The following is a 23,215-nucleotide window of genomic DNA, read 5'->3' as shown; positions in this document are numbered from 1 at the left end:
CACGATGCAGACCCTGGCCCGATACCGGCGCCGTATCGCCCGCCATCCGAAAGTGGTGGTCGTGCAGCCGGACGGCTTCTGCAACCTCAAGTGCACCTACTGCTACCTGCCCGACCGCGGCCGCCGTACGCCGATGTCCGTCCGAGTCGCTGAGGAGGTCGCCCACTCGATCGCCGAGTTCGCCGACACCGCCTCGCCGCAGCCCGTCGAGGTCGTCTGGCACGCCGGCGAGCCGCTGGCCGTGGGCCGCCGCCGCTTCGCCGAGCTGCTGGCTCCGTTCGAGCCGCTGCGGCAAGCCGGGGTGATCGAGCACTCGCTGCAGACCAACGCAGTACTGGTCACCCCGGCGTGGTGCGACTTCCTGAGCGAGTACGGGTTCCGGGTCGGGGTGAGCATCGACGGCCCGGCCGCGCTCAACCAGCAGCGGGTCGACTGGGGCGGGCGCCCGGCCTTCGACCGGATCATGAAGGGCATCGGCCGGCTGCGAGAGCACGGCGTCAGGTTCTCCGTGATCGCGGTCGTCAGCGCGGAGAGCGTTGGTGATCCGGAGGGTCTGCTGGACTTCATGGCCGGACTGGGCTGCCACAGCGTGGGGCTGAACATGGAGGAGACCGAGGGCGTCAACACGGACCGCGCGGTTCCTACCGTCGAACAGGCCCGCGAGTTCTGGCGCCGCACCATCGCCTGGTCCCGTCAGCACCGCGAGCTGACCGTCCGGGAGGTCGACCGGCTTGGAGGCTACCTGCGAGCGGCCCGCTCAGCAGGTCTGGCCGCGTGGGACGAGCTGTTGATCGACCCCATACCGACCGTTTCCTCCGCCGGGGATGTGGTCCTGCTGTCACCCGAGCTGGCGGGCATCAAGGACCCGGCGTACGACGACTTCCGGGCCGGGAATGTCCTGGAGCAGAGCATCGGCTCCATGCTGGACCGCGCACACCACCTGCGTTACGTCCGCGAGTTCCTGTCCGGCCTGGATAAGTGCGAGGCCACCTGCGAGTTCTTCGGCTTCTGCCGGGGAGCCCAGGCCGGCAATCGCTACTTCGAGAACGGCCGCCTGGACACCACTGAGACGAACTACTGCCGCGTGTCCAGGCAGGCCCTTGTCACCGCACTGTCCGATACCGTCCGAGAGGAGCAAGCCGCATGACCGTCCTCGAACTGCTGGCAGCCACCGAATCCCCAGTGGTCGCCGACCTGACGTCCAGCCATCTGGCCGCGGTCGCCGGGTTCGACAACCGGCCCACCTGGGACAACGCCGGATCGTCGTTCGACAACCGGCCCACCTGGGACAACTGGTCGAACAAGAACAAGTAGCACCGCCCGGTCCCGCACCACACCGGTGCGGGACCGGCCCCCAACCGAGAGAGCGGAGCAAGCCCCCGTGGACAGCAGCATCACCTTCGGCCGCGTTACCGTCACCCTGCCCAACCTGAGCGAGCCCGGCCTCTACCTGTCCAACGTGAGCACGCTCGACTCCACGCGAGGCATCGTCCAGGACTTCCAGTACGGCGACGCCGACCTGCGGGACCTGGACCTGGCCGACACCAGCCTCATCACCGGCCGCGTCAGCGGGCTGCGGGCCGACCGCGTCCAGCTCGACAAGGTCCGCCTGGACTCCGTCGAGTTCGACACCTGCGACCTCGCCACCGCCCGCATCAGCGACAGCAAGCTGTCCCGCGTCGTCTTCCGCAACTGCAAGATCATGGGAGCCAACCTCACCGGCCTGACCCTGGACAACGTGCTCTTCGAGAACTGCAAGCTCGACTACGCCGGCTTCGAGCAGGTCCGGGCCACCGGCCCGGTCGCCTTCTCCAAGTGCGTGCTGACCGAGGCGTCGTTCACCGGCTGCGACCTCGGCGGCACGGTCGTCGACGCCTGCACGCTGCGGCTGGCCGAGTTCGGCCGGGGCAAGTACCAGGGCCTGGACCTGCGCGGCAACGACCTGACCTCGCTGCGGGGCGTCGCCAACCTCGGCAAGGTCATCATCGACCGGGCCCAGCAGGCCGAGCTCGCCGAAGCCCTGGTCGCGGAGCTGGACGTGACCTTCGCGGACACCCTCGACGAGGGCCGGTGACCCGAACCGGGAGGAGCCCGAAATGAACCTCGCCATCGCCCACACCGACACCGCCGCCCTCATCAAGCGGTGCGAGGTCGCTGGTCTCCGGCTCTCCAGCGGCGAGCCGGAGTACGAGACAGGGGCGGTCCTGCCAGCCGGCCCCTGGCAGCCCCTGACCGCGAAGCTGGCCGCGCGGCTCAAGCCGACCGCTCAGACCGCCGACAAGACGCTGGTGGAGCTGGTGAGGCTCCCCGACGGTCCGGCACCGGCCAACATGGCCGCCCTCGCCGACCCGCTCGGGGACCCGGACGCCGTGCACCTCGGCCAGGCGTCCAGCCCAGCCAAGGCCCTGACCACCACCCCGAACTACCAGGACGGCCGCCGGATCGGGCTGCACGTCGACAACTGGGACAAGCTCGACTACCAGGCCAAGCACACCGGCCGCCGGCGCCTGTGCTTCAACCTCGGCCCTGGCACTCGCTATATCCTGCTTGTGGACCTCGACATCCGCGCAATCTGCCGCACCCTGTACCGCGACCCGGAAGACCGGTACCCGCACACCGACGACCTGCGGACGTACGCCGCCTGCCACCAGCCGCTCAGGTGCTTCCGCCTTCGTCTCGACCCGGGCGAGGGCTACATCGCGCCCACCGAGCTGCTGCCCCACGACGGCTCGACCGAGGACCAGAGCGAACCGTCCACCGCCGCGTTCTGGCTCGGCCACTGGCCGCGCGGAATCCTTCCCACCCTGATCTGACCCGCCGCGGCCGAAAGCGCTTCGGCCAATACACGGGTGCCCTGCACGGCCACCAGCGGCGGCCGTGCAGGGCACCGATACATTCAGCGGACGATGATGCTGGCCAGCATGAACCAAACGGGGCCTGGCCGGTCCGGCCGGGGTCGATGCGTGGCCCCGACTGGCAAGGTGGTGACGTTCTCCGGGTGGGCCAGCAGGCCCGTAGTCGCTGGTAAGGGCCCGGTCGCCCCCTGCCGTCCCGGTTCTTCTTCGGGTAGAACCTGGTGCGTGGGACCCCGGCCTCGGCCGCCAGCGTCTTGAGATCGGTCTTGCCATTGGGCGGGACCTCGCAGAAGCCGGTCCACACGTGGGTGGCCCGAGTGCAGGTCCACCCACGTGCGCGGAGGTCAGGACACGAGGGCTAGCTGGCGGATCTGCTCGACCTCGACCTTGGGGCCGGGCAGACCGCGGGTGGCGTTGATGTAACTGGTGAGCTGGTCGCCGGCGCGCTTGATGGAGCGTAGATCTGGGTGGAGGTAGCGCTGGGTGGTGGTGAGTTGGCCGTGGCCGGCGATGCGCATGAGGACGTGGGGTGGAACGCCAGCGTCGGCGAACCAGGTCAGGGCGGTGTGGCGCAGGTCGTGGCGGCGCAAGTACTCATAACCGAGGCTGACGACGACGTCGTCCCAGTGGGTGGCGTCGCGCAGGATCGCGGTGGTGACCCGGCCGCCGCGCGGGCCGGTGAACAGGCGGGCGTCGGGCTGGCCGCCGACGCGGGATACTCGCCAGGCAATGTTCGGCCGCAGCTCCGGAATGATGGGGACGAGGCGGCTGCGCTTGCCCTTCGTGCCCTTGTCGATCAGGCCGCCGGGGGCGGTGGTGGTCTGGCGACAGACCCTCCAGATCCAGTTGTCAGTGTCGATGTCGCCTGCGCGCACGCCGGAGACTTCGCCGATGCGGGCGCCGGTGCCGCCGGCGAAGCGGACGATGTCGCCCCAGCCGTCGTATTGGTTGAAGGAGGCGGCGACGAGGCCGTCGGCGAGGCGGTCGAGGACGTCCCAGTCGCGCAGGGCGAGGCCGCGGGGGTCGAACTCCTCGTCCTCAGCGGTCTTGATCAGCTTCTGCCAGCCGTGGAGGCGTGCGGGGTTGAGCTCGATGATGCCGTCGCGGATCGCCTGCTCCATGACGCGGACCCATACGGCGATGGTGTTCTTGAGCGTGGAGATGCTCGCCCCGTCGGCGATCCAGCTGTTGAGGGCGCGGTCGGCGATGCCCGCCGTGATCCCGGCGACCTGGAGGTGGCCGACGGTGGGCTTCACGCGCAGGTGCCAGCCCGCCATGTACGGGGCGTGGGTCTTGAGTTCGAGGCCGCGCATGGCGAGGTCCATGACCGAGTCGCCGTACGTGCCGAGGTCGGAGGTGGCGAGTTCGACGCCGACGCCGCGGCTGGCTGCCTTGACGATTTTGTCGAGCCAGCCCTGGGCCTCCTCCTCGGTGAGGAACATGGTGGAGCGCGAGGGTCGCTTGCTCTTGTCGGTCGGGTCGACCCAGCGCACTCGTGCGCGGTAGGGGGTGGCGCGGTCGGGGCGGTACTCGATGTCGGTGGAGATCTTGACGCCGATAGGCGCGTCGATGCGATCGGGCTCGGTCATCGGGCGGCGACCTCCGGCACGGTGCGGCGGCTGTCCAGGTAGTCCGCGAGGTCCTGGTGCCGGTAGGAGATCCGGGCGCCGATGCGTACGTAGGCGGGGCCCTGCGGGGGTTGCTGGGTGCGCCAGCGGCGCAGGGTCGCGACGCTCACCTTGAGGATCTTGGCGGCTTCGTCGTTGGTGTAGAGGAGGGAGGGCGTGCCCGCGTCGGCGCAGATGCATATCGAGGCGGCGGGCGGCGTGTACGGGGCACGGACGCTATGGACGGTGGCCCGGGCGGTCGGCGTCGGGGCGTGCGGCATTATGGTGTCGGCCTTCTCCGGTCGATGGCTGTGGGAGGGCGGGTCTCCGGGGCGGACGGATGCTGGCAGGCGGATGCCGTCTCGGAGACCGCAGATACATGGGCGCTCAGCCCGGCGGGTCGTGTAGTGGCTCAGGCGGACTCGGGGTCGATGTGGCCCAGGGCTTCGGGCAGTGGGGGCGGGAAGAGTCCCTGCTCGCGCAGCGCGCGGCGGGCCGCGAGGAGATCGCTGCGGTCGTTGTGGGCCACGGCCTCCAACTGCCCGGCAGTGGTGTTGGCCCGCTCGTAGTCCTCTGGTGCGGCCAGCTGGGCGTCCTGGCGGCGCTCGGCGGCGAGCTTGCTGGACAGCAGCGCGGTGCGCACCAGCCGGTCGTGGCGCCGGAACGCGTCGAGCGCGGCCTGCGGGGATCCGGCTTCGGGAGCACCAGCCGCGGCACCGCGGTCCTCGCCGGTGAACCAGGCGACCGCCTCCCACGGCGAGCACTTGGTCAGCGGCGTCGGGTACGTCGTCGGGCCCTGGGCGAGAGGCAGGAGAAGTGCGACCGGGGGCATCTCCAGCGCCCGGGCCAGCACGAGGAGTTCGGCCGGCGTGGGGCCGTTGCGGCCCCCGGACTCCAGCTTGGAGATCACTTGCCGGCTCATCGGATAGCCCAGGTCGGCGCAGCGTGCGGCCAGTGCCTCGGCGGACAGCCCGAGAACGGCACGTCGCCGCTTGATCTCGGCGGCGATGCCCGCGTCGACGGCGGCAGCCCATTCTTTCTGATCCATATGAGAACAGTACAACATGTCTCCCGCTCTGAAAGGGAGCATGTGACAGGATGTTCTCCGAAAGGGAACACTTGTCGTCGTCCTTGGGAGTAACTCATGGCGCAGCAGGCCGCTGACCAGATCCGTCCCCGTATGACCGTCGCCCAGCTGCTGGAACTGCCGACCGTGGTCGACCTCGCCACCGCGAACCGGGCTCTGGGCCTTGGGCGCACCCACGGATACAGGCTGGCCCGCCGCGGCGACTACCCCGTTCCCGTCCTGCGGGACGGGCGCGCCTACCGGGTTTCCAGCGCCGCGGTGGCGCTCCAGCTCGGCCTCGTCCTCCCCGCCCGGCCCGAGCCGTCGGCTCGGCGATCCTCCGCAGCCTGACCACGACTGGCGGGCGCAGCCGCAACTGCTCCGGTCCGATGCTCGCCGTCCCCGTGCTGCCGTCGGAGCCTCGCGGACCGGTCACCCTCGGTGTATGCCGGTGTCACCACAGCCCGAGGGTTTCGACGATGGTGCGCGCCGGGGGAAGCCCCAGGCTGGGGCGACCGCTCGGCGCGGGGCCGGGCACGAGATCGTGCCGCAGCTCGATCAGGGCCTGCCAGCGCAGTACCTCGCCCCAAGCCGCGAGGGCTCTTCGTCCGGTGGCGCCGGTGAGCCTTCCCGATGCGGGAAGGTCGGCCAGGGCGATGCCGCCCGCGAGGAGGCGCGCGGCCGTCTTCGGTCCAATGCCGCGCACGCCTGGGATGCCGTCCGAGGGGTCGCCGCTCAGGGCGCGGAAGCCGGTCCACTGTGCGGGTGTGACGCCGTAGCGCTGCTCGACGTCGGCTGCTGTGACCAGCCGGGAGCCGGCACGGCGGGAGCGGTTGACGATCCCCACCTCGTCGGTCAGGAGCTGGTAGAGGTCGGCGTCGCGGGACATGATGCGCACCGGCCTGCTGGCCCTGTGGGCGCTGGTGAGGGTGGCGATCAGGTCGTCCGCCTCGGCGTCGACCGTCTCCGCCCAGGCGATTCCGCACGCGTCCAGGCCGTCCTTAATCGCTGGAAGGTACTCGAGCGGCCGGAGGGCCTCGCGCGTCGTCGGCCGGTCCGCCTTGTACCGAGGGTCGGCCGCACCGCGGGCCGTGCTCGCGTCGGGGCCGTCGAAGATGACGAGCACCTCCGGCGCAGTGGTGTCGAGATCGTCGCGGACGATGGCGCGCAGGAGCGCGAAGAAGGCGAACAGGCCGGTCAGCTCGCGAACACCGTCGCGGGAACGAATGGCGGCCGGGAACCCGAAGGTGGCTGCCCAGAGAAGGTTGAGGCCGTCGACCAGGAGCAGCGGCGCGGGTGAGTGGATGGGGGCGGGCACGTGGCGACCTCACGAACTCGGAGAGGCGATCCGGTCGCCCGAGGTGGGCACGCCGGTACACGGTCGTGTAGTCGCGGCCCCATTGTGACACCCCCAGCCCGGTGTCGGGCGCTCATGGGCGGCCTCGGATGCGGCGCGTCGGCGGGCCGCCGACGGTGGCAGGATGGCTGGGTGGCGGATGCGATGAACGAGGCGGCGGAGCTGTTCGACGGCACGGCCCCGTATTACGCGGCTTACCGGCAGGGCTACGACGAGCGGATGTTCGCCCACGTTGCCGAGTGCCTCCGCCTGGACGGCACCGGGTGGGCGTTGGACCTCGGCGCCGGTACGGGAGCAGTGGCCCTGCCCCTGGCGGGCCTGGTGGGGTCCGTGATCGCCGTCGATCCTCAGCCCGGCATGCTCGCCGAGGCCCGCGCGCTCGCTGCGGCCCGCGGCGTGACCAACGTCGTGTGGCGCCTTGGCGAGGCAGCCCAGCTCTCGGCCATGTCTCTGCCGCCGTTGCGGCTGGCCGCCATGGGCGCGGCCTTCCACTGGATGGACCGCGCCGCCGTCGCCCAGGACCTGGACGCCCTGATCGACGACGGCGGCGCAATTGTGCTGGCCTCCGGAGGTACTCCCGGCGACGTGGAGCCGCCGCCCTGGCTGGAGGTAATCCGGACGGTCAGGGAGCGATACCTCGGCCCCGAGCGCCGCGCCGGCCGCGGAACCTACACACACCCGGCCGAGCGGCACCAGGACGTGCTGGCCCGCTCCCCGTTCTCCCGCATCGAGACCGCGCACTGGGACCGCACGATCACCCGGACGGTGGACGAGGTGGTCGGCCTGCAGCTCTCCTACAGCTTCAGCAGTCCGCGCCAACTCGGCCCGGACACGAAGGCGTTCGTGAGTGACGTACGCGATGCCCTGCTGTCCTTCAATCCCTCCGGTGTCTTCGAGGAGAGGGTCCGCACGGAGGCGATCATCGCCCGCCGCCCGTGACTGGGCCCGGCTCAGCGGCCGGTGTGGTGAACTCCAACAGCGGGTTGGTGACCGCCTCACGCCAGCGCCCGCGGTGGCCGGTAGCGCGCAGCCGGAAGTACACCGTCTCGCGCCGTTCGTCAGCGGTGGTGCCGAAATGTCCGCAGATGTTGTGGGCGAGCAGGTAGCGGACGAGGACCAGGCTCCCGGCCTGCCCGGTGACCTGGCGCGGGGCGGGTAGCTCGACGGGCGGGTACGGGATCGCGGTGCGCAGGGCGTCGGCCCCGTGCTCGCGAAGCCAGGCGCCGGTGCGCAGGTGACTGCCCGGCCAGACCCACAGGTTGCCGCGGTCGCGCTGGCTCTGGTCGGTCAGCAGGAGGCCAGCCAGGACGGTGAAGGTGCCTGGGCGGCCGTCGTCCTCGGTAGGAGTGAGGCCGTCGATGTGTGGGGCACCGGGGTGGTGCGGGTGCGGCGGCAGGGTGAACGCCAGCTGGGCGACCTCGGGTGCTGGCAGGCCGAGCCCGGCGCGCAGGAACGGGCGGACGGTGGCGGCGATGCCACTATCGTCGTAGAGGGTGCGCAGGTCGCCGTCGCCGGCGAGCGTCGGCCAGAGGAAGTACGGGCCGGTGCGGTTCGCTGCGGGCGGCTGGGCCATGAGGTGTCGGGCGAGCAGAGAGCGCCAGCGACTTACCTGCCCGGTGGTCAGGACGCCAGGCGCAACGCAGTAGCCGTCACGCAGAAATGCGCTGACAGCAAAGGGAGTTGTTGTCTCCATCAGGCTATGGAAGCGGGTGACGGCTGGACCGGGCAACAGGATTTGCGTGCGGGTCGAGCACTGTGGTGACTCCCGACCAACAAGCTCTACTTCACCCGCGACCGACAGCCGCTGACCGACATCCGCAACCGCTTCCGCGAACTCGTCTTCGGCTGAGCGGGTTCGGACACGCCCGGTCCTGATTCATCCAGATCGGGGAAGCTCTCGGCGTTCCGGCCCGCCGCCGCCACCCGTACGCTGCCCGGCATGGCGGAGATGGTACGGAGTGCTGGGCAGAGGGTACCGGTCGAGCGACGGGTGTGGTGGCTCGGTGATCTGCCGGACCCAGACGGGCTGGACGGGGGCTCGGGCGTTCCGAGCACACCTGTAGGGCGAGCGGCTCGGCGATCTCTCAATGATGAATACCCATCAGGACATTCGCCCCGATAACATCCCCATCCGACCCGGCGGCCGGATCGCCCTGTTCGACTCCGACCACGCCACTGCGGCGGAGGACGCCAGCGACTTCGTCAAGATCGACCGCTGGTGCCTCACCTCATCCGAGGACCGCCGACAGCTGCTGAACGCCTAATGGCAGCAGCGCGCCCACTCGGCCGACCCGAGGTTAGAGCAGTGCTTCGCCCTCCACCGCCTGGTCATCCACCTCTCGTACTTCCCGTACTGGCACGGCCACGACCTCACCCTGACCCCAGGTGCGTCAAAGCCCTGCGAGACGAACTGGATTGAGCCATGACCGCAACCGAATCCGCCACCCCGGTCCCCGCGCAGGGCGCCGGCCCTGGCGTCCAGGTCGTCGCAGCCCTGCTGCGACGCGGTGACCAGATCCTCCTCGTCCAGGAACAGCACGACGGGCAGGAGATGTGGTCCATCCCCGGCGGCGGAGTCGAACGCGGCGAACTCCTCGGCGAGGCCCTCATCCGCGAGGTCCGCGAGGAGACCGGCCTGCGCCTGGCGGCAGTCGGCCCGCTGGCCTACCTAGTCAACACCACGACCACCCGCTACCCCTCCACGGTGGTCCTCACCTTCGACTGCACCGACTGGGACGGGGAGATCGCCGTCCGCGACCCGGACGGCAAGGTCACCGGCGCCGTCCTGCTGCCGCTGGAGGAGGCCAGGAGGGTCCTGGCTTCCTCCTCAGCCTCCCGCCCCGAGATTGAACCCCTGCTGGAGTACCTCGCCGGCTCAGCTGCCGGCCGAGTGTGGTCCTATCGCGACGACCAGCCTGCCGACTGACCTGCCCGGGGGCACACCGCCCCGGGCTGCTGGGAGAACCCGTGACGCTCACCCGCGACCTCGACTCGTCCGTAGCCGCGCAGCGGCGGCTGTCATGGCGCAGTAGCAAGGCTGGCTCCTTGTCAGGGAATCGCGTGAACCTTCGGCCGCCCCGCGCAGCCGGGTCCGCGAACCCCGACGAAACTACGTGCACTCACCGTGCCAGTACGTCTCGCTGCAGCGCGGCCGCGCGCACGATGGCCCGGCCGTGTGACCGTTCGGCACCGAGCGGGGTACTGCCTGCCCGGCTGTCGGAAGCTGACGGATCCCACATGTCGTCTCGTGTTGCTTCGTGGTCGAGGACCCGCAAGGCTGGCTGCCCGGCCACGGTCCGGGCACGATCACCTACACCAACTCCGACGTGGACCGCATGTTGCGCGATGACGACGGCAACCGGCGCCCCCTGCTGCTGTGGATGGGCCGCTTCCTGGGCTTCAAGCGCCTGGACTGGCTGCTCCACGTCTTCGCCACCCTCCGGGAGAGCGCGCCGGTGCGCCCAGCCCTGCTGGTGCTGGGCGGCTTCCCAGGCGAGTGGGAAGGCAAGCACCCGCACACCCTGGCCGAACGCCTCGGCATCGGCGATGACGTGTACTTCGCGGGATGGCGACCGCACGGCGACCTGATCGACGACCTCAACGCCAGCGACCTTCGTGACGCCCTCCGTGGGCGAGCCGTTCGGCTGGTCTGCCTGGAGGCGATGGCCTCAGCCACTCCGGTCGTCGCGACCGCCAGCGGGGGCCCCTCGCCACCATCCGGCCCCACGGGCCCCGGCCCACCGGGTGGCTCACCGTCCCGGGTGACGCCGTAGACCTGCACGCCACTCTGCTGGACGCCCTCACCTGCCCAGGGGAGATCGAACGGCGCGGACGCCACGCCCGTGACTTCGTCGTCCGTACCTACAGCTGGCGGACCGTCACCGACAGGTACGCGCAGATGTACGACCAGGTGCTGGAGGGCGTCCGCGCCTAGCGACCACAGACCTCCTGGCCTACTGGGCCGGCCGCGTTCACGGTGGACCGGTTACACCGCCCGGAAGTTCGCCGCACGAGCGTCGGCGACTGGCACCGCCGTGCGGCCAGCCGCCGTCGCCACCGTTCCGCTCGACGAGGAGGTGGATCGCCCAAGCGGCATCATGCGGAGGCGAACGTCATGGCCGGGGCAGCGACACTCGCTGCCCCGGCCATGACGTTTAGGGTCAGGCTTAACCGCGGACGGTCGTGCGGCCCACACTCATATAGGTGAGACGGAGCGCGGCCATCCGCTGCGGGTCGAGGAGGTTGCGTCCGTCGAAGACCAAGGGACGTGCCATGACGGCCGCCACCTGGTCCCAGGCGACGTCCTGGAGCTCCGGCCATTCGGTCACGATGATCGCCGCGTCCGCGCCGGTCATAGCCTCCAGCGGTGTGGCGCAGCGCGTGGTCGACGACCAGGGCGCGGCGTCGAGCTCGCCGACCAGCGGATCCCAGCAGCGGACCGCCGCGCCCTCGGAGAGAAGCCGCGAGGCGATGATCGTGCTTGGGGCCTCGCGCATGTCGTCCGTACCGGGCTTGAACGCCATGCCGAGCAGCGCGACAGTCCGGGTGTGGAAGGCACCGCCCAGCTCGTCCTTCAACCGCTGAATCGCGCGCCGTGGCTGCAGGTCGTTCACCTCGATGACGGAGGTGAGCAGCTGGAAGCTGTATCCGGCGTTGCCGGCCATGGCACGTAGCGCTCGGGAGTCCTTGGGGAAGCACGAGCCGCCCCAGCCGACGCCGGGCCGCATGAAGTGCGGGCCGAGGCGGTGGTCGAGCCCCACCGCGCGGACCACGTGTTCGACGTCGGCGCCGGTCGCTTCGCAGATCGTGGCGATCTCATTGGTGAAACTGATCTTCGTGGCCAGCAGCGCGTTGGCGGCCAGCTTCACCATCTCCGCCGATCGGACGTCCATCTCCGCGATCGGGCCGTCCACACCTTCGTGTAGAAGGGCGACCAGCTTCGCCGTCTCGGGATCGTCGGCGCCGATCACCACCCGGTCCGGGTGCATGAAGTCGCGAACGGCCTTGCCCTCGGCCGTGAACTCGGGGTTCGACGCGTACCCCACGTCCTGGAGCCCGGCCTCGTCCATCGCGGCCCTGACCCTGGCGCCGGTGCCCACGGGCACCGTGCTCTTGACCACCACGGCCGCCAGATGACGAGCGTCCCGCAGGGTCTCGATCACCTGCCAGATCCTGGACAGGTCGGCGTCCCCGGACGGCGTCGGGGGTGTGTCCACGCACACGTACACGACTTCAGCGTCGCGGACAGCCTCTTCCGCGTCCAAGGTGAACGTCAGATGGTCGGCGTTCTCCGCGATCAGCGACGCCAGTCCGTCCTCATGGATCGGAACTCCACCGCTCTGGAGGAGCTCGACGCGCTCCTGCTGGATGTCGCGAACGACGACCTCATGCCCCAGCTTCGCGAAGCAGGCGCCCGTCACGAGGCCGATGTAGCCCGCACCGAAAACAGCGATTCGACGTTGTCCCAGCATCGGTTCGTTCACCTTTCCGGCCTCGAGACGCTTTGCCTATCAACCGCATCTGACCATAGAGCATGTCGCGGGCTTCGTCTGGCGGAGAGTGCTCGTGATGCGGCTGTCCTCGAAGAGGGCGCGCCTCTTGTCCCGTTGACTGTTCCCCCCGGTCCCCGGCGAAATGAGATCTTGGGCCCGGTGAGCGCCCGGAGGTCAAGCGCGGGAGGGAGTACCGCAGCCGGTAGAGCGAGCTTGCGGGCGGGCAGGCGAGTACACGGACCGGAGCGCTTGACCGCAGGGTATGAGGGCCCAAAATTGGAAAGCCGGGAGGGCGGGGGAGAACCCGGTGGGCCCGCAGCGAAGCGAAGGACCCGCCGGACAGAGGAGATCGGGGTGGACGGGCGCCAGCTGGCCGCGCATGCTCTGGGGGTTCGGTCGTCACCCGCAGCACCGAGCCAGCCGTCTTCCTCGCCGACCCCAAGGTCGCCTTCATCATCGCCGACCGCCTCGCCCAGGTACTTGCCTCCCCTTCGAACCCGCACTCGGGATGGAACAGCCCCGACGAAGGGCAGAACTGATGACGGCATGCACCTCGCCCACATCATGACCCCTGGCCGCACCAGGGCCTGGAACACAACGATCAGAGAGGGCAGCTGATGGCGGCACTGGAGCGAGTCGACGTGGCCTATGCGCTGGTCACCGATCCCGCAGCGGAGCGGGTGCTCCTTGTCAAGGATCGTCGAACCGGACGGTGGGGGCTGCCGGGCGGTCGGCGTGAGGACGGTGAGACTCTGCCCGAGGCCGCCGCCCGCGAGACCCTGGAAGAGGCCGGTGTGGCCGTGGACGTCGGCCCCCTGGTCCATCTAGGCGAACGGCTCGCCGCCGTGCACGACCTCTTCTCGATCCTCCGCGCGACCTACGTCCACGGCGTGCCAGCTGCCGCAGCGGATGAGGACATCAGCGAAGCGGCCTGGGTTGTACGCTCCGCCGTCGACGCGCACCTGCCCTGGTTCGACGGCGGTCTCGCCCCGCTGCTGGCCGCCGAGGGCACCGTCCACCACACCGACCGGCCCGACCGACCAGCTCCCAGTGCACCGCCGGAGCTCGCCGTACAGAACACTGTGGCGCTGACCGGCGGCCGCATGACCACGGGCATCGTCCGCGACGGCACCACGGTCCGCCGCCCCTCCACCTCCGCCTCCCCCTTCGTCGCTGCCCTCCTCGGGCTTCTGGAGGCCCGATGCTTCGACGGCGCGCCGCGCTACCTCCGGCGCGAGGGCGCGACGGACATCCTCAGCTACGTGCCGGGCGAAGTCCCTTCGCGGTTCCGCACGTGGTCCGACGAGCAGGTGGCCGCCGCCGGTGCTCTCCTGCGCGCCCTGCACGACGCGACTCGGGGCAGCGCACTCGCGGGCCGGTTCCCCGTGGTGTGCCATCACGACGCGGGCCCGAACAACGCCGTCTTCCGCAACGGGACGCCGACGGCCTTCATCGACTTCGACACCGCGGCGCCTGGCTCCCCGTTGGAGGACCTCGGGTACATGGCCTGGACTTGGTGCATCACCTCCAAGGCGACCGCGCCTCCAGCCAAGTACCAGGCCGCACAGGTCCGGGTGCTGGCGGACGCCTACGGCCTCGAGAGCCGCGGGCGCGGTGCGCTGGTCGACGCCATCCTCGAGAGGCAGATCCGCAACGCCCGGTTCTGGGCCGAGCAGGAACTCGCCCTCGACGGAGCCCCCGCTAGCATCGCGGTCATCGCCCAACGCGTCGCATGGAGCCGCCGCGAGCACGCCTTCGTCCAAACGCACCGCCCGATCCTCGAGTCTGCCTTGACCTGAACAAGCCGTCCGCCCAAGCGGCTTGCTGCGACGAGGCCCTGCCTGGCGCCCGCCGCCAACAAAGGGTGGTTCGGCACGCGACATAAGGGCGCGGGCCCGGACCGGTTCCGGCACTGGTCGCCAGCCGTTCCCAACCCAGGTTCGGTAGGTGTAGAAGTCGTACCGGCGTGGGGTCAGATCCCGGACGTGCAACGCGCGATCACTGCGGGCACGTCATTCTCGCTCAGCGCGAGATTGTGGACCGGCTCGGGATCGTGCAGATGGCGGGTGACTACGACCTCGTACAGATCAGCGCGCTGATCATCCGCATAGTGCTCGGTCAGCTGATACCAGTGGAGCAGTACCCGCCAGGTGAGCCGCTGCGGGCTGGGGCTCGCCTGCCAGTCCAACTGCAGATGGTAATGATGCTGGGCTGCCTTGATGGTGCCGCGCAGGTGCTCCGGCACCATCTCGGGGTTGGAGGCCCGGCCGAGGATCTCCTCCAGGTCCTCCTCGCAGGTCTTGGCCGGTGGAAACGGAGTGTCGAAGCCCGGAGGAGGGCCGTCCTTGAGGGTTCCTTCGGGACGCTGCGGCCATCGCAGGTTTGAGGACGCCGCTACCTGGTCCGCGTCGATGCGTTCGGTGCCCTCGACCTCGTCGAGGTCGACTACATACCCGGCCGGCCCGTCGACGGTCTCGGTCGCGTCGTCGAAGTGCCAGCCGGTCTCGAGTACGTACCCGCGGTGTCCCTTGAGGGCCCCGGAGGCGACCTCGATCCGATCACGGGGGTGGTGGCCCTGGCGTTCAGCGATGATCGCCCGCTGGACGACGCCCGCGGCCCAGATACCCGTGCACACCTCGAGCGCAGGGTCGGGCAGTCCGCTTCCGATGCCCCGGCTCATGCCGCCCCACCGGGGCTCCGGCGTGTCCGGTACCCAGCCGCCAGGAGCTTTGCGGGACAGCGCTGGCTGCAGGAAGGATGACTTCACGGGGGCGAGGGGATCCCAGGTACGGGTCAGCCACCGCCAGCACTCGGCCACCGGATCGCCAGGCCGCGCCGTACGCGACAGGTCGTGACCAGCGTCCGGCAGCACGGCGGTGACTAGGGCTTCGACCCGTTGGTCGTCGCGCAGCTGCCATAGCACCGCCTGCCAGCGGATCTCGTCGACGGGCTGACGGTGCCGCAGATGGAGGGCGTAGAGCACCATCGCAACGATGCCGCGCATCGCCACGTCGTCCCAGCAGGTCTCATCCATTCCTCCGGGGCGGTCGAGCGCGGTTGCGTTGCTCGCGCGCCGCATGGCGTTCTCCCATGGTGTGGGCTGTGGACTGCGAGAGGGCATGGCTGACTCCTGACGACGGTCGGGCAGCGATCCTAAAAGATGAACTCGCCGAGCTTGCTTGATTGTTCGGCCAGTTCGAGGCGCGCCGCGGCGGGGTCGGCGACGATGTCCGAGCGTCCGTGCAGCCAGGTGACGAGCGCGGCGATCGCGTGGATGGTGGCCACCGGATGCTCGATCCCGCGCGTGATGATCTCTCCCGTTACGGCGAGTTGGCTGGCGGCGAGGGTGTCCAGTTGCTCCAGTGCGGCATTCCAGTGGGCTGCCGGGCACAGTGCGCCGATGAGGGGCCGGGCGCCGGCCTGCCACTCAGCCGGGTCGGGCCAGTTGGCCCCGCTGGCGTTGAGGTGCTTGATGCCCTCGGCGGCAAGGTTCTCCACAACGGCGGACGCCTGTGACGGTGCCACCCAAGAGAGGACCTCCGCCACCTGTTCGGCCGGGCTGCCCGCCAGCGCGTCGACTTCCGCGTGCAGCTGTGCGGACGTGCGGCGGGCGGCGAACTCCTCGTCGTTCTCGCTGGCCCCTTGCGGAGCGAGAAGGTCGGCTGGCACGCCGGGGCCGTCGATCGCGAGCTCCAGGTAGGACAGCAGGATCATCCAGGCGTACACATGCTTGCCGATCTCCCAGCGGGCGTATGAGGACAATCGCCCACCGCCCGCGTCGTCTGGGCTGGGCGGCCGGACGGGCTCCGGCGCCAGCTCCTGCGGCTGGGAGCGCCGCTTCTCAAGCTCCCCCTGTCGCTGTGCGCGCAGCCGCTTGCCCTTGCCCATTCTGTGGAGCTCCCCTCTTCGTTCAAGTTGTGTGGTCGAGCGTGCAGACGGATGGTTCGATGCTCGTTCCCTCCGCCGGTTGGTGCTGGGGACTGCGTCAGAAGCGGATGTTGTAGATCGGGCCGAGGACGCTGTCGAGCCCCACCGCCAGGGCCGATGCCCGCCGGTCGCCGAGGATGCCGACCGGCCGTTCGGTGGTCAGATGCCGCAGAAGCGCGGTGACGGGGTCGTTTTCGGCGTCAGGGTCGTGTCCGAGGGCCTGAAGTCGTGCGCCCCACTGCCGCGGAATTTCGCCTGCCGCCTGTGTGTCGCCGTCGGTTGTGGTCCCGGGCAAGAGGTCGCGGACCTCGTCCACGTGCACCTCATCGGGGCTGGCACCCGTCTCACCGGAGAGGATGTACAGGGCCAGGGCCAGCGCCGCGCAGCCGTCGCTCAGGCTGCCGTCGCCCACGCGGTAGCGCGTGAACCGGCCGCCAGCAACCTCCAGCATGCGGGCCCAGGCGGCTTGCCACGCCTCGGGGCCGCTCGCGTCCTGCCACGACTGGAGTCGCTCCAGTACCGGCTGGCGGGCCGGGGCCCACCGGTCGCTCTCCCGTTTCAGGTCCGCCACCAGGGTGCGTACCTGGTCCTCCAGTCGGTGGCCGTCCTCGCTGTCCCTGACGATCGGGTTGGCCAGCGCGTACGCGACCTGGAGAAGGAGCAGCGTCAGGGCGCGGCCTCCGTGGCGCTCGGGCAGCTTCGGCCGCAGGGCGGTCATGAGGGCCCAGGCGAAGTTGTCTGTGTCCAGGTCGATCGCGGACACGAGAGCGATGTCCTCGTCGTCCGGGCCCCGGTAGTAGACGGAGGTGCGGTGCCGCTCGCCCTGGTCCCGGTACTCCGCCACGGGAGGCATCAGGCGGCGCGCCGCGTAAGCGGGGTCCGCCTCGCACAGGATGAGCCTGTGGAGGAGGCGCCGGCCCAGGTCGCTTCCGGGGCCCGGATCGACGGGGGACATCACGGTGACCCCGCAGCGGCAGTGCAAGGTGAGCGGGTCGCCCCACCGGCCCTCGACGAGGAAGTGTTCGCGGCTGCCGCAGGCCGGGCAGGCCAGGGCCTCCAGGCCGACCTCGTGGTCGTAGTTGGGCTCGCTGATCGAGGAGTCCTCGGAGATGTTCTCGTTCCAGCGGGCCACGTCGGCGTCCCACCGCTCCAGCAGGATCCGGGCGACGTTGATCTGCCAGACGTGGTCCTCGGGGTAACCGGCCGGGGCGCCCTCGACCGGATCGTCCTCGCGGTAGCCACGGGTGACCGGCAGCGCCACGCGCCGCCCCTCGTCCGGGGCGGCCGCGGCTACCTGGGGCCGCGTGTCACCGTTGATCGCGGCTGCACGGTGCGCGAGCGTGCACTCGTGGTCGCTCTCGCGCAGCCCGTGCGGGCAGTTGACGGCATGCGCGGTGACCACGTACCGGGCGAAGAGGCAGAGCTCAGTCAGGAAGTCGGTGTCACCTCGGGCCAGGCGCTTGACCGGCACGGTGATGTCGTCGATCTCCGGCGGCGCCGTGTACGCGCTCAGGATGCTGCTGGTCTGCACCGGATCGCGCAGGACGGGCACCACGCGGGTGAAGACCAGGTCCCCGAGCGTCTCGATGGTGACATCATCGCGAAGAGCCTGGTGGTGGAGCACACCACCCAGGAGCAGTGCCACGGCGTCCTGGCCGCCGCGGGGCAGGCCCATGTCCCGGTGCGCGAAGGCCCGCTCCTTCCAGCGCTGCGAGAGCTCGAGGTCGGCCATCGGCGTGACCTGCCGCCACCACGAGATCATCATCGAGCTGACCGCGACGCAGGCCTGGGACAGGGTCTGGGCGGTGTCCACGCCCTCCTGCTCGGCGATGCTCAGATACCCGACGAGGAGTTCGAGGGCGGTGCGCGCGGCGGTGAGCCGTTCGGCCACCGTCATCTGCTCGCACTCCTCGAACAACGGCTCGGCGGCGTTCACAGCCCGTACGAGGCGCCTGAACTCCGCCGTCGAGGGACCGGACATATCGTGGTCATCCGTCATGAATGGTGGCAGTTCTCCCCGGTAGACGCGCAGGGCGACCAGCCGGGAGACCTCTACCAGGCGTGCCACACAGACGGGGTCGACGGCCGCCTCGGCCACCAGCCGGTCCACACACCCGGTGCAGTCCTTCATGGCCGCCGCGGTCAACTCGCCGAGCAGCCGCTGGTTCACCGCCCGCCCGCCTGGGTTGCTCTGCCCGCCGGGCAGTTCAACAGGCTCGTGCTGGTGCGTCCCCACGCTGAGGCCCCCTCTCGTCCGGTGCCAGATTAAGGCGTCCACGACCCCACCCGGCCGACTTCGATTGATCCGGATCCGGGCCAGTGTTTGGGGCACTGCCCGGGTCGGCAGCGACCTGACCGGCTGTGTTCACCTCACTTCCCGGAGGCGAGGATGCCGGAGCGGTCGGCGCGGATCATTGCCCTGGGCAGCGAGCAGGACAGCGGGGAGGTTCCCGCCACCGGCCTTTGGACACCGGCCCCAGTGCCCGCCTCATGGCCTGACTGGACCACCTGACCGGCTCGGCCGGCCTGTTCCGGCGGTGAGCCCCCGCTTGACTGGCACGGAAAGGTTGGTGCCGGAAGCGTGCGATGCTCTCTGCTCCGGGCATTCTGTTCCACGCCGCGGGACAGGGAGTGGAAGGGGGAACGTGATGGCCGGTGAGCTGTGGCCTCACCAAGTGGAGGCCGTCGGGTCGGTGATCGCGGAGGTGGGCCGAGGCGGGCGCACCAGTCTGATCGCGGCCTGCGGAACCGGAAAGACTCGCATCGGTGGTGCCGTGGCGAACCAGCTCGGGCGGAGCCTGCGCGTGCTGGTGGTTGTGCCGACCATTGAGCTGCTGGTGCAGACCCTGGACGCCTACCGCCAGGTGTCAGACGGCCGGTTGGGGACGACGGTGGCGGTCTGCAGTGACCCCACCATCGCCGACATCCAGCTGCTGGAGGGGGAGCCGGATGTCGTGGTGACCACCACCTCCGACGTCCTCGCGTCGGTGACCCGCGGGGCGAGCCGGGTGACGGCGCTTTCGACCTACGCCTCGCTGCCGGCCATCGCTGCCGCGCACGCCCACCACGAACTTCCCCCCTGGGACCTGGTGGTGATCGACGAGGCGCACCGCACGACCGGCAAGGCCGACGGTCCGTGGAAGACCGTCCACCACGACGCCCAGTTGCCCGCCTCGCGGCGCCTCTACATGACCGCCACGCCCCGGGTCGCGACAACCAGCGGCGATGCCGTGGTGTCGATGGACGACACCGGCATCTTCGGCGAGGTCTCCTACCGGCTGCCATTCTCACGTGCCATCGGCATGCGTCTGCTGGCGGACTACCGCGTCATCGTGCCCGTCGTGACGGACCGTGAAGTCCACCGGCTCACCGCTGACGAGAACATGGCGCTGCGTCTGGGCGCCGCCTCGCTGCAGCCCTCCACCGTCGCTGGGCAGATCGCGGTCCTGCGGACCATGACCGAGTTCGGCGTCCGGAAGGCGATCAGCTACCACCACCGCGTCGCCGACGCCCGGGTCTGGGCGTCTTCCCTGTCCGCAACGGCGGCTCTCATGCCGGGCGGCCCGGTCGGTGTGTGGGCCGGCCACGTCTCCGGAGCCCAAGCGCCGCACCTGCGTCGTCGCATTCTTGAGCGGCTCGCCGATCCCGGCGACGAGCTCGTGGTGATCAGCAACGCCAAGGTGCTGAACGAGGGCGTGGACGTCCCGGCCGTCGACTCGGTGGTCTTCAGCCGGCCGCGCCGCTCGGCGATCGACACGATCCAGGCCGTCGGCCGGGCGCTGCGCACCGGAGGCCGCGCCGACAAGGTGGCCACGATCGTCGTCCCGCTGATGCTCGCCGACGGGGAGAGCCCCGAGGCCGCGTTGGAGAGCAGCGAGTGGGAGCCGGTGTGGCAGGTCCTGCGCGCGCTGCGCGATCACGACGACCGTCTGGAGGAGCAGCTGCGCCTGCACCGCACCATCATCGGGGAGGGCCGGCCGTTCGAGGCGCTGTCCCGGGAGCAGAAGCTGCCGACCTGGCTGACGGTGACCGGGATCGAGGTGCCCGACAGCTTCGCAAGGTCCATCACCATTCGGGCCGTACGCGCCACCACGCCGAGCTGGGACGAGTATTACGGTGCCGCGGTCGCCTTTCACCGGGACAACGGCCACGCCGACATCCCGCAAGGCTGGACGACCGCCGAGGGCCTGCGGGTGGGTGCGTGGTGGAATCGGCAGCGCGTCGCCTACAACGCCGGCACTCTGGAGGCGGACCGCCTCGAGCGCCTGGAGGCGCTCGGCATCGTCTGGGACCAACTCGAGGAGTCCTGGCTGCACACCTACGAGGAGGTCACGCGCCTCGCCCTGGAGCAGCTCCACTTCGTGTTCGACGAGAGCGCCGTCACCTCGCGCGGGGTCGTCATCGTGAACTGGTGCGCGGCCCAGCGCACCCGCCGCCGTGCCGGGAAGGTATCGGCCAGGCGGATCGCGCTGCTCGACGCGATCGGCTTCCCGTGGGATGGCGTCCAGGACCGGTGGATGCGCCGATACCAGCAGCTGAAGGCGGTCTTCGACGACCGCGGGAGCCTGCTTCGCCTGCCCGGCGGCAGTCCTGACGCGACCTGGATCGAGGGGCAGCGCGCCAGCTTCCGCAACGGCCGCCTGGCGCCCTGGCAGATTGAGCTGATGGCGAAGATCGGCATCGACTTCACCGACCGGCGCGACGCCTCCTGGCGCACGACCTACGAGGTCCTCAAGGCGTTCCACACGGAGGAGGGCCACTGGGAGGTCCCCGCGGACCTCGTCACGGTTGATGGCGTCAACGTTCGGTCATGGAGCAAGGCTCAGCGCACCAACCGTCGACGCGGCACGCTGGCAGACGGGTACCAGCATCTACTCGACAAGATCGACTTCCCCTGGGATCCGGAGCAGGAACGCTGGGACACCCGCTGCGGCGAGCTGGAGCGGTTCTACGCGGCGAACGGCCACATCGGCATCCCCAAGACCGGCCCCCTAAACTCCTGGCTCTACCAGCAGCGCAAGAAGCACCGCGAGGGCAAGCTGCGGGAGCCGGCGCGCAGGCGGCTGGCTGCGATCGACCCGCTGTGGCACGACGAGCAGGCATCGCTGACCAGCGAGCGGACCAGGGCGTACTTCCGGCTCACCGATGCGGCGTGGCTGAAGGTCAAGGAACTGCTGCCCGTACGCGGCGGCGCCGTATGGGAGGAGAGCGACCACCGCGCCGTGATCGAGGCCATGCTGTGGAAGCTCGGCACCGGTGGCCGGTGGGAGGACATGGTGCTCGATACCGGCTCGAACGGGACGGTGAGCAGCTGGTACTACCAGTGGGAGAAGGACGGCACATGGCAGAAGATCGCTCGCCTCGCCCAGATCCGCGGCCATCACCGCCCCGCCTGAGCACGGCGGCGGAGGACTGGTCCGCTGGGAGGCGCCGCAAACGCGTAGGGGCAGCCGGCACCCGGGGTCTGCGCCGAGCGGTGGCTCACCCCGTACCGGCGTATCCACCAGCTGGCTGACGTCACCCTGGATACCGGCGCCGACCGCGCCCGAAAGCGATCGTTCCCACCTCACTGACGCCCGCCACTGGCTACTGTCGTGCATACCGTCGAGCGCTGGAGGCAGATGTGACGACCACCGTCACCCTGGAGGTCGAGTGTGAAATCACCGGGACCTGCTCCAATCCGGCGCTGCCGAGGTGGCACTACGCCCACCAGGTCCACGGCATCACCGTCCGCGCCGTACTCGAGCTGCAGCCCTCGCCCGATCACACCGAACGGGACCTGGAGCTGAAGCGCGACGAGCTCGGCACCGCCCTGCAGGACTGGGCCGACCGCTCCCTGGCCGGCAGGGACCTCAACGGCGCGATGCGGATCGAGAACATGTCGCTCGAACGGATGGCAACCTGGCTTTTCGAGACCTGGGCTCAGCACTACCTCGACCTGGCTGCGGTGCGCGTACAAGACACCCAGGACGAGTCGGTCTGGGTGACCTACCGCCCCGCCGAAGCGTAGCCGGAATCCCACAGGCTTCCCGGCTGCGATCGCCACCGCGACGGAAGAAGCATGCGCCGGTTGGCAGCTCGGCGGCGTTGCGGCCGGCCGGATGAGGGATGTCGGCCACGGCCCGATGGCCGGGCGGGCGTTGTTGCCCGGCAACACCCTGCCCGCCCCGGCCGGACAGGGCTCCGATTGGGGGGACGGCCGGTGGTCAGCCGGCGGCTGCCGTCTGCGGGGCGCTGGCTCCGGCGAGCTCGATGGTCGCCACCGGCTCCCACGACAGCTCCCAGGCCGTCGCACCGTCGGGACGGGGCTGCTCCTGGAAGAGCACGTTGAGCAGCTGCACGGCGCCGAAACGGACGGGGGCATGGCTCGGGGAGATCCGCCGCAGGGCCGTCTGCAGGGCGTCGGAGGACGCCTCGTCCCAGGCGTACCCGAGCGACATGTGGGGCCTGCCGCCGTTGTGGAGGAGTGCGCCGGGCCCGCGGACTTCGCGGATGGCGTCGCGCACGCGCTCGCGCAGCTCGACCAAGGCGTCGTCGGGCGACAGGTCCAGGAACGCGCCGGCGCGGTTGGCGACCGGGGAGCCGGCCATGACTTCCAGCGGTCCGGTGCCGGACAGATGGGCGCGCAGCGCAGCGACGAGTTCGTCGCGCTCCTTGGTCGTGATCTTGTCGGAGGTGGTGTCCGCGACCATCTCGACGGTGCAGTGCAGCGTCCCGTCGTGCATCAAGGTGATCGGGAAGGGGCGCATCGCGTCGTGGCACTCGTCGACCAGGCGTGCGAGCTGCTGGTCGGTGTGCAGGTCCGGAACTGCGTAGACGTGCAGGACGCGGCCGACGGCGGGCCAGGGCCCGCCCTGGAACTTCGGAGTGAACTTCTCCATCGTGGACTTCTCCCTCACATGCGGTGCGGG

22 protein-coding genes are annotated in these 23,215 nt (G+C 70.1%); 12 read left to right on the top strand and 10 right to left on the bottom strand.

Annotated features, from left to right (window positions below; all coding sequences use genetic code 11):
• Positions 1-4 precede the first annotated feature (4 nt).
• From amcB to ABD369_RS22160, 4 genes are all read left to right on the top strand, one after another.
• Positions 5-1,147 carry a cyclophane-forming radical SAM peptide maturase AmcB gene (gene amcB / locus ABD369_RS22175; protein ID WP_344638237.1) on the top strand — a complete coding sequence of 381 codons (1,143 nt, stop codon included), beginning with the start codon at positions 5-7 and terminating at the stop codon, positions 1,145-1,147.
• Positions 1,144-1,314, top strand: coding sequence for a multiple cyclophane-containing RiPP AmcA (gene amcA, locus ABD369_RS22170; protein ID WP_344638236.1), 171 nt, complete (start codon positions 1,144-1,146; stop codon positions 1,312-1,314). Before amcB ends, amcA begins: the two co-directional genes overlap by 4 nt.
• Before the next feature lie 67 nt (positions 1,315-1,381).
• A complete protein-coding gene (locus tag ABD369_RS22165; protein ID WP_344638235.1) occupies positions 1,382-2,074 on the top strand; it encodes a pentapeptide repeat-containing protein in 693 nt (230 codons plus the stop codon).
• A gap of 22 nt (positions 2,075-2,096) precedes the next feature.
• Positions 2,097-2,813, top strand: a complete 717-nt coding sequence (locus ABD369_RS22160) for a hypothetical protein (protein ID WP_344638234.1) — start codon at positions 2,097-2,099, stop codon at positions 2,811-2,813.
• 386 nt (positions 2,814-3,199) lie between these two features.
• Here ABD369_RS22160 and ABD369_RS22155 read toward each other — a convergent pair whose 3' ends face one another.
• The 3 genes from ABD369_RS22155 to ABD369_RS22145 all read right to left on the bottom strand — a co-directional run bounded on the left by ABD369_RS22155 (position 3,200) and on the right by ABD369_RS22145 (position 5,510).
• Positions 3,200-4,444: a tyrosine-type recombinase/integrase gene (locus ABD369_RS22155; RefSeq protein WP_344638233.1), complete on the bottom strand. Its 1,245-nt coding sequence runs from the start codon at positions 4,442-4,444 to the stop codon at positions 3,200-3,202.
• Positions 4,441-4,743 (bottom strand): helix-turn-helix domain-containing protein, encoded by a 303-nt coding sequence (locus ABD369_RS22150; RefSeq protein ID WP_344638232.1) that lies wholly within the window; start codon positions 4,741-4,743, stop codon positions 4,441-4,443. Before ABD369_RS22150 ends, ABD369_RS22155 begins: the two co-directional genes overlap by 4 nt.
• 131 nt (positions 4,744-4,874) lie before the next feature.
• Positions 4,875-5,510 (bottom strand): helix-turn-helix domain-containing protein, encoded by a 636-nt coding sequence (locus tag ABD369_RS22145; protein ID WP_344638231.1) that lies wholly within the window; start codon positions 5,508-5,510, stop codon positions 4,875-4,877.
• A gap of 96 nt (positions 5,511-5,606) precedes the next feature.
• On the opposite strand from ABD369_RS22145, the gene ABD369_RS22140 reads away from it, so the two are divergent.
• On the top strand, positions 5,607-5,879 hold the full coding sequence (locus ABD369_RS22140) for a hypothetical protein (RefSeq protein ID WP_425557720.1): 273 nt from the start codon (positions 5,607-5,609) through the stop codon (positions 5,877-5,879).
• A gap of 103 nt (positions 5,880-5,982) precedes the next feature.
• Here ABD369_RS22140 and ABD369_RS22135 read toward each other — a convergent pair whose 3' ends face one another.
• A complete protein-coding gene (locus ABD369_RS22135; protein ID WP_344638230.1) occupies positions 5,983-6,846 on the bottom strand; it encodes a 5'-3' exonuclease in 864 nt (287 codons plus the stop codon).
• Between the two features lie 171 nt (positions 6,847-7,017).
• Between ABD369_RS22135 and ABD369_RS22130 the strand changes: the two genes are divergently transcribed.
• On the top strand, positions 7,018-7,824 hold the full coding sequence (locus tag ABD369_RS22130; protein WP_344638229.1) for a class I SAM-dependent methyltransferase: 807 nt from the start codon (positions 7,018-7,020) through the stop codon (positions 7,822-7,824).
• On the opposite strand, the gene ABD369_RS22125 is transcribed toward ABD369_RS22130, so the two are convergent.
• The gene (locus ABD369_RS22125) at positions 7,805-8,578 is read right to left on the bottom strand and encodes a phytanoyl-CoA dioxygenase family protein (protein ID WP_344638228.1); all 774 of its coding nucleotides are present in this window, start codon (positions 8,576-8,578) and stop codon (positions 7,805-7,807) included. The genes ABD369_RS22130 and ABD369_RS22125 overlap by 20 nt on opposite strands.
• A gap of 397 nt (positions 8,579-8,975) precedes the next feature.
• Here ABD369_RS22125 and ABD369_RS22120 point away from each other — a divergent pair, with 397 nt between their 5' ends.
• From ABD369_RS22120 to ABD369_RS22110, 3 genes are all read left to right on the top strand, one after another.
• Positions 8,976-9,149: a hypothetical protein gene (locus tag ABD369_RS22120; RefSeq protein WP_344638227.1), complete on the top strand. Its 174-nt coding sequence runs from the start codon at positions 8,976-8,978 to the stop codon at positions 9,147-9,149.
• A 158-nt stretch (positions 9,150-9,307) separates the two neighbouring features.
• The gene (locus tag ABD369_RS22115) at positions 9,308-9,811 is read left to right on the top strand and encodes an NUDIX domain-containing protein (protein WP_344638226.1); all 504 of its coding nucleotides are present in this window, start codon (positions 9,308-9,310) and stop codon (positions 9,809-9,811) included.
• Positions 9,812-10,142: 331 nt separating this feature from the next.
• Complete coding sequence (locus ABD369_RS22110) at positions 10,143-10,658, top strand: glycosyltransferase (protein ID WP_344638225.1); 516 nt, start codon at positions 10,143-10,145, stop codon at positions 10,656-10,658.
• Positions 10,659-11,051: 393 nt separating this feature from the next.
• Here ABD369_RS22110 and ABD369_RS22105 read toward each other — a convergent pair whose 3' ends face one another.
• The gene (locus ABD369_RS22105; protein ID WP_344638224.1) at positions 11,052-12,356 is read right to left on the bottom strand and encodes a UDP-glucose dehydrogenase family protein; all 1,305 of its coding nucleotides are present in this window, start codon (positions 12,354-12,356) and stop codon (positions 11,052-11,054) included.
• Positions 12,357-12,994: 638 nt separating this feature from the next.
• On the opposite strand from ABD369_RS22105, the gene ABD369_RS22100 reads away from it, so the two are divergent.
• Positions 12,995-14,176: an NUDIX domain-containing protein gene (locus tag ABD369_RS22100; protein ID WP_344638223.1), complete on the top strand. Its 1,182-nt coding sequence runs from the start codon at positions 12,995-12,997 to the stop codon at positions 14,174-14,176.
• 173 nt (positions 14,177-14,349) lie between these two features.
• Here ABD369_RS22100 and ABD369_RS22095 read toward each other — a convergent pair whose 3' ends face one another.
• From ABD369_RS22095 to ABD369_RS22085, 3 genes are all read right to left on the bottom strand, one after another.
• The gene (locus ABD369_RS22095) at positions 14,350-15,498 is read right to left on the bottom strand and encodes a hypothetical protein (protein ID WP_344638222.1); all 1,149 of its coding nucleotides are present in this window, start codon (positions 15,496-15,498) and stop codon (positions 14,350-14,352) included.
• Positions 15,499-15,530: 32 nt separating this feature from the next.
• The gene (locus ABD369_RS22090; protein WP_344638221.1) at positions 15,531-16,265 is read right to left on the bottom strand and encodes a hypothetical protein; all 735 of its coding nucleotides are present in this window, start codon (positions 16,263-16,265) and stop codon (positions 15,531-15,533) included.
• A 97-nt stretch (positions 16,266-16,362) separates the two neighbouring features.
• Entirely contained in the window at positions 16,363-18,540 is a 2,178-nt protein-coding gene (locus ABD369_RS22085) for a hypothetical protein (protein WP_344638283.1), read from the bottom strand.
• On the opposite strand from ABD369_RS22085, the gene ABD369_RS22080 reads away from it, so the two are divergent.
• Positions 18,434-21,700: a Helicase associated domain protein gene (locus ABD369_RS22080; RefSeq protein WP_344638273.1), complete on the top strand. Its 3,267-nt coding sequence runs from the start codon at positions 18,434-18,436 to the stop codon at positions 21,698-21,700. The two genes, ABD369_RS22085 and ABD369_RS22080, sit on opposite strands and share 107 nt — an antisense overlap.
• A 227-nt stretch (positions 21,701-21,927) precedes the next feature.
• Positions 21,928-22,314, top strand: coding sequence for a 6-carboxytetrahydropterin synthase (locus tag ABD369_RS22075; protein WP_344638220.1), 387 nt, complete (start codon positions 21,928-21,930; stop codon positions 22,312-22,314).
• 196 nt (positions 22,315-22,510) lie between these two features.
• On the opposite strand, the gene ABD369_RS22070 is transcribed toward ABD369_RS22075, so the two are convergent.
• Positions 22,511-23,185, bottom strand: a complete 675-nt coding sequence (locus ABD369_RS22070) for a 2'-5' RNA ligase family protein (protein ID WP_344638219.1) — start codon at positions 23,183-23,185, stop codon at positions 22,511-22,513.
• Between the last annotated feature and the right edge of the window lie 30 nt (positions 23,186-23,215).

Source organism: Kitasatospora cystarginea (assembly GCF_039533515.1).
GTDB lineage: Bacteria > Actinomycetota > Actinomycetes > Streptomycetales > Streptomycetaceae > Kitasatospora > Kitasatospora cystarginea.
Note: the sequence above shows the minus strand (reverse complement) of the source record. Positions and strands in the feature narration are given on the sequence as shown.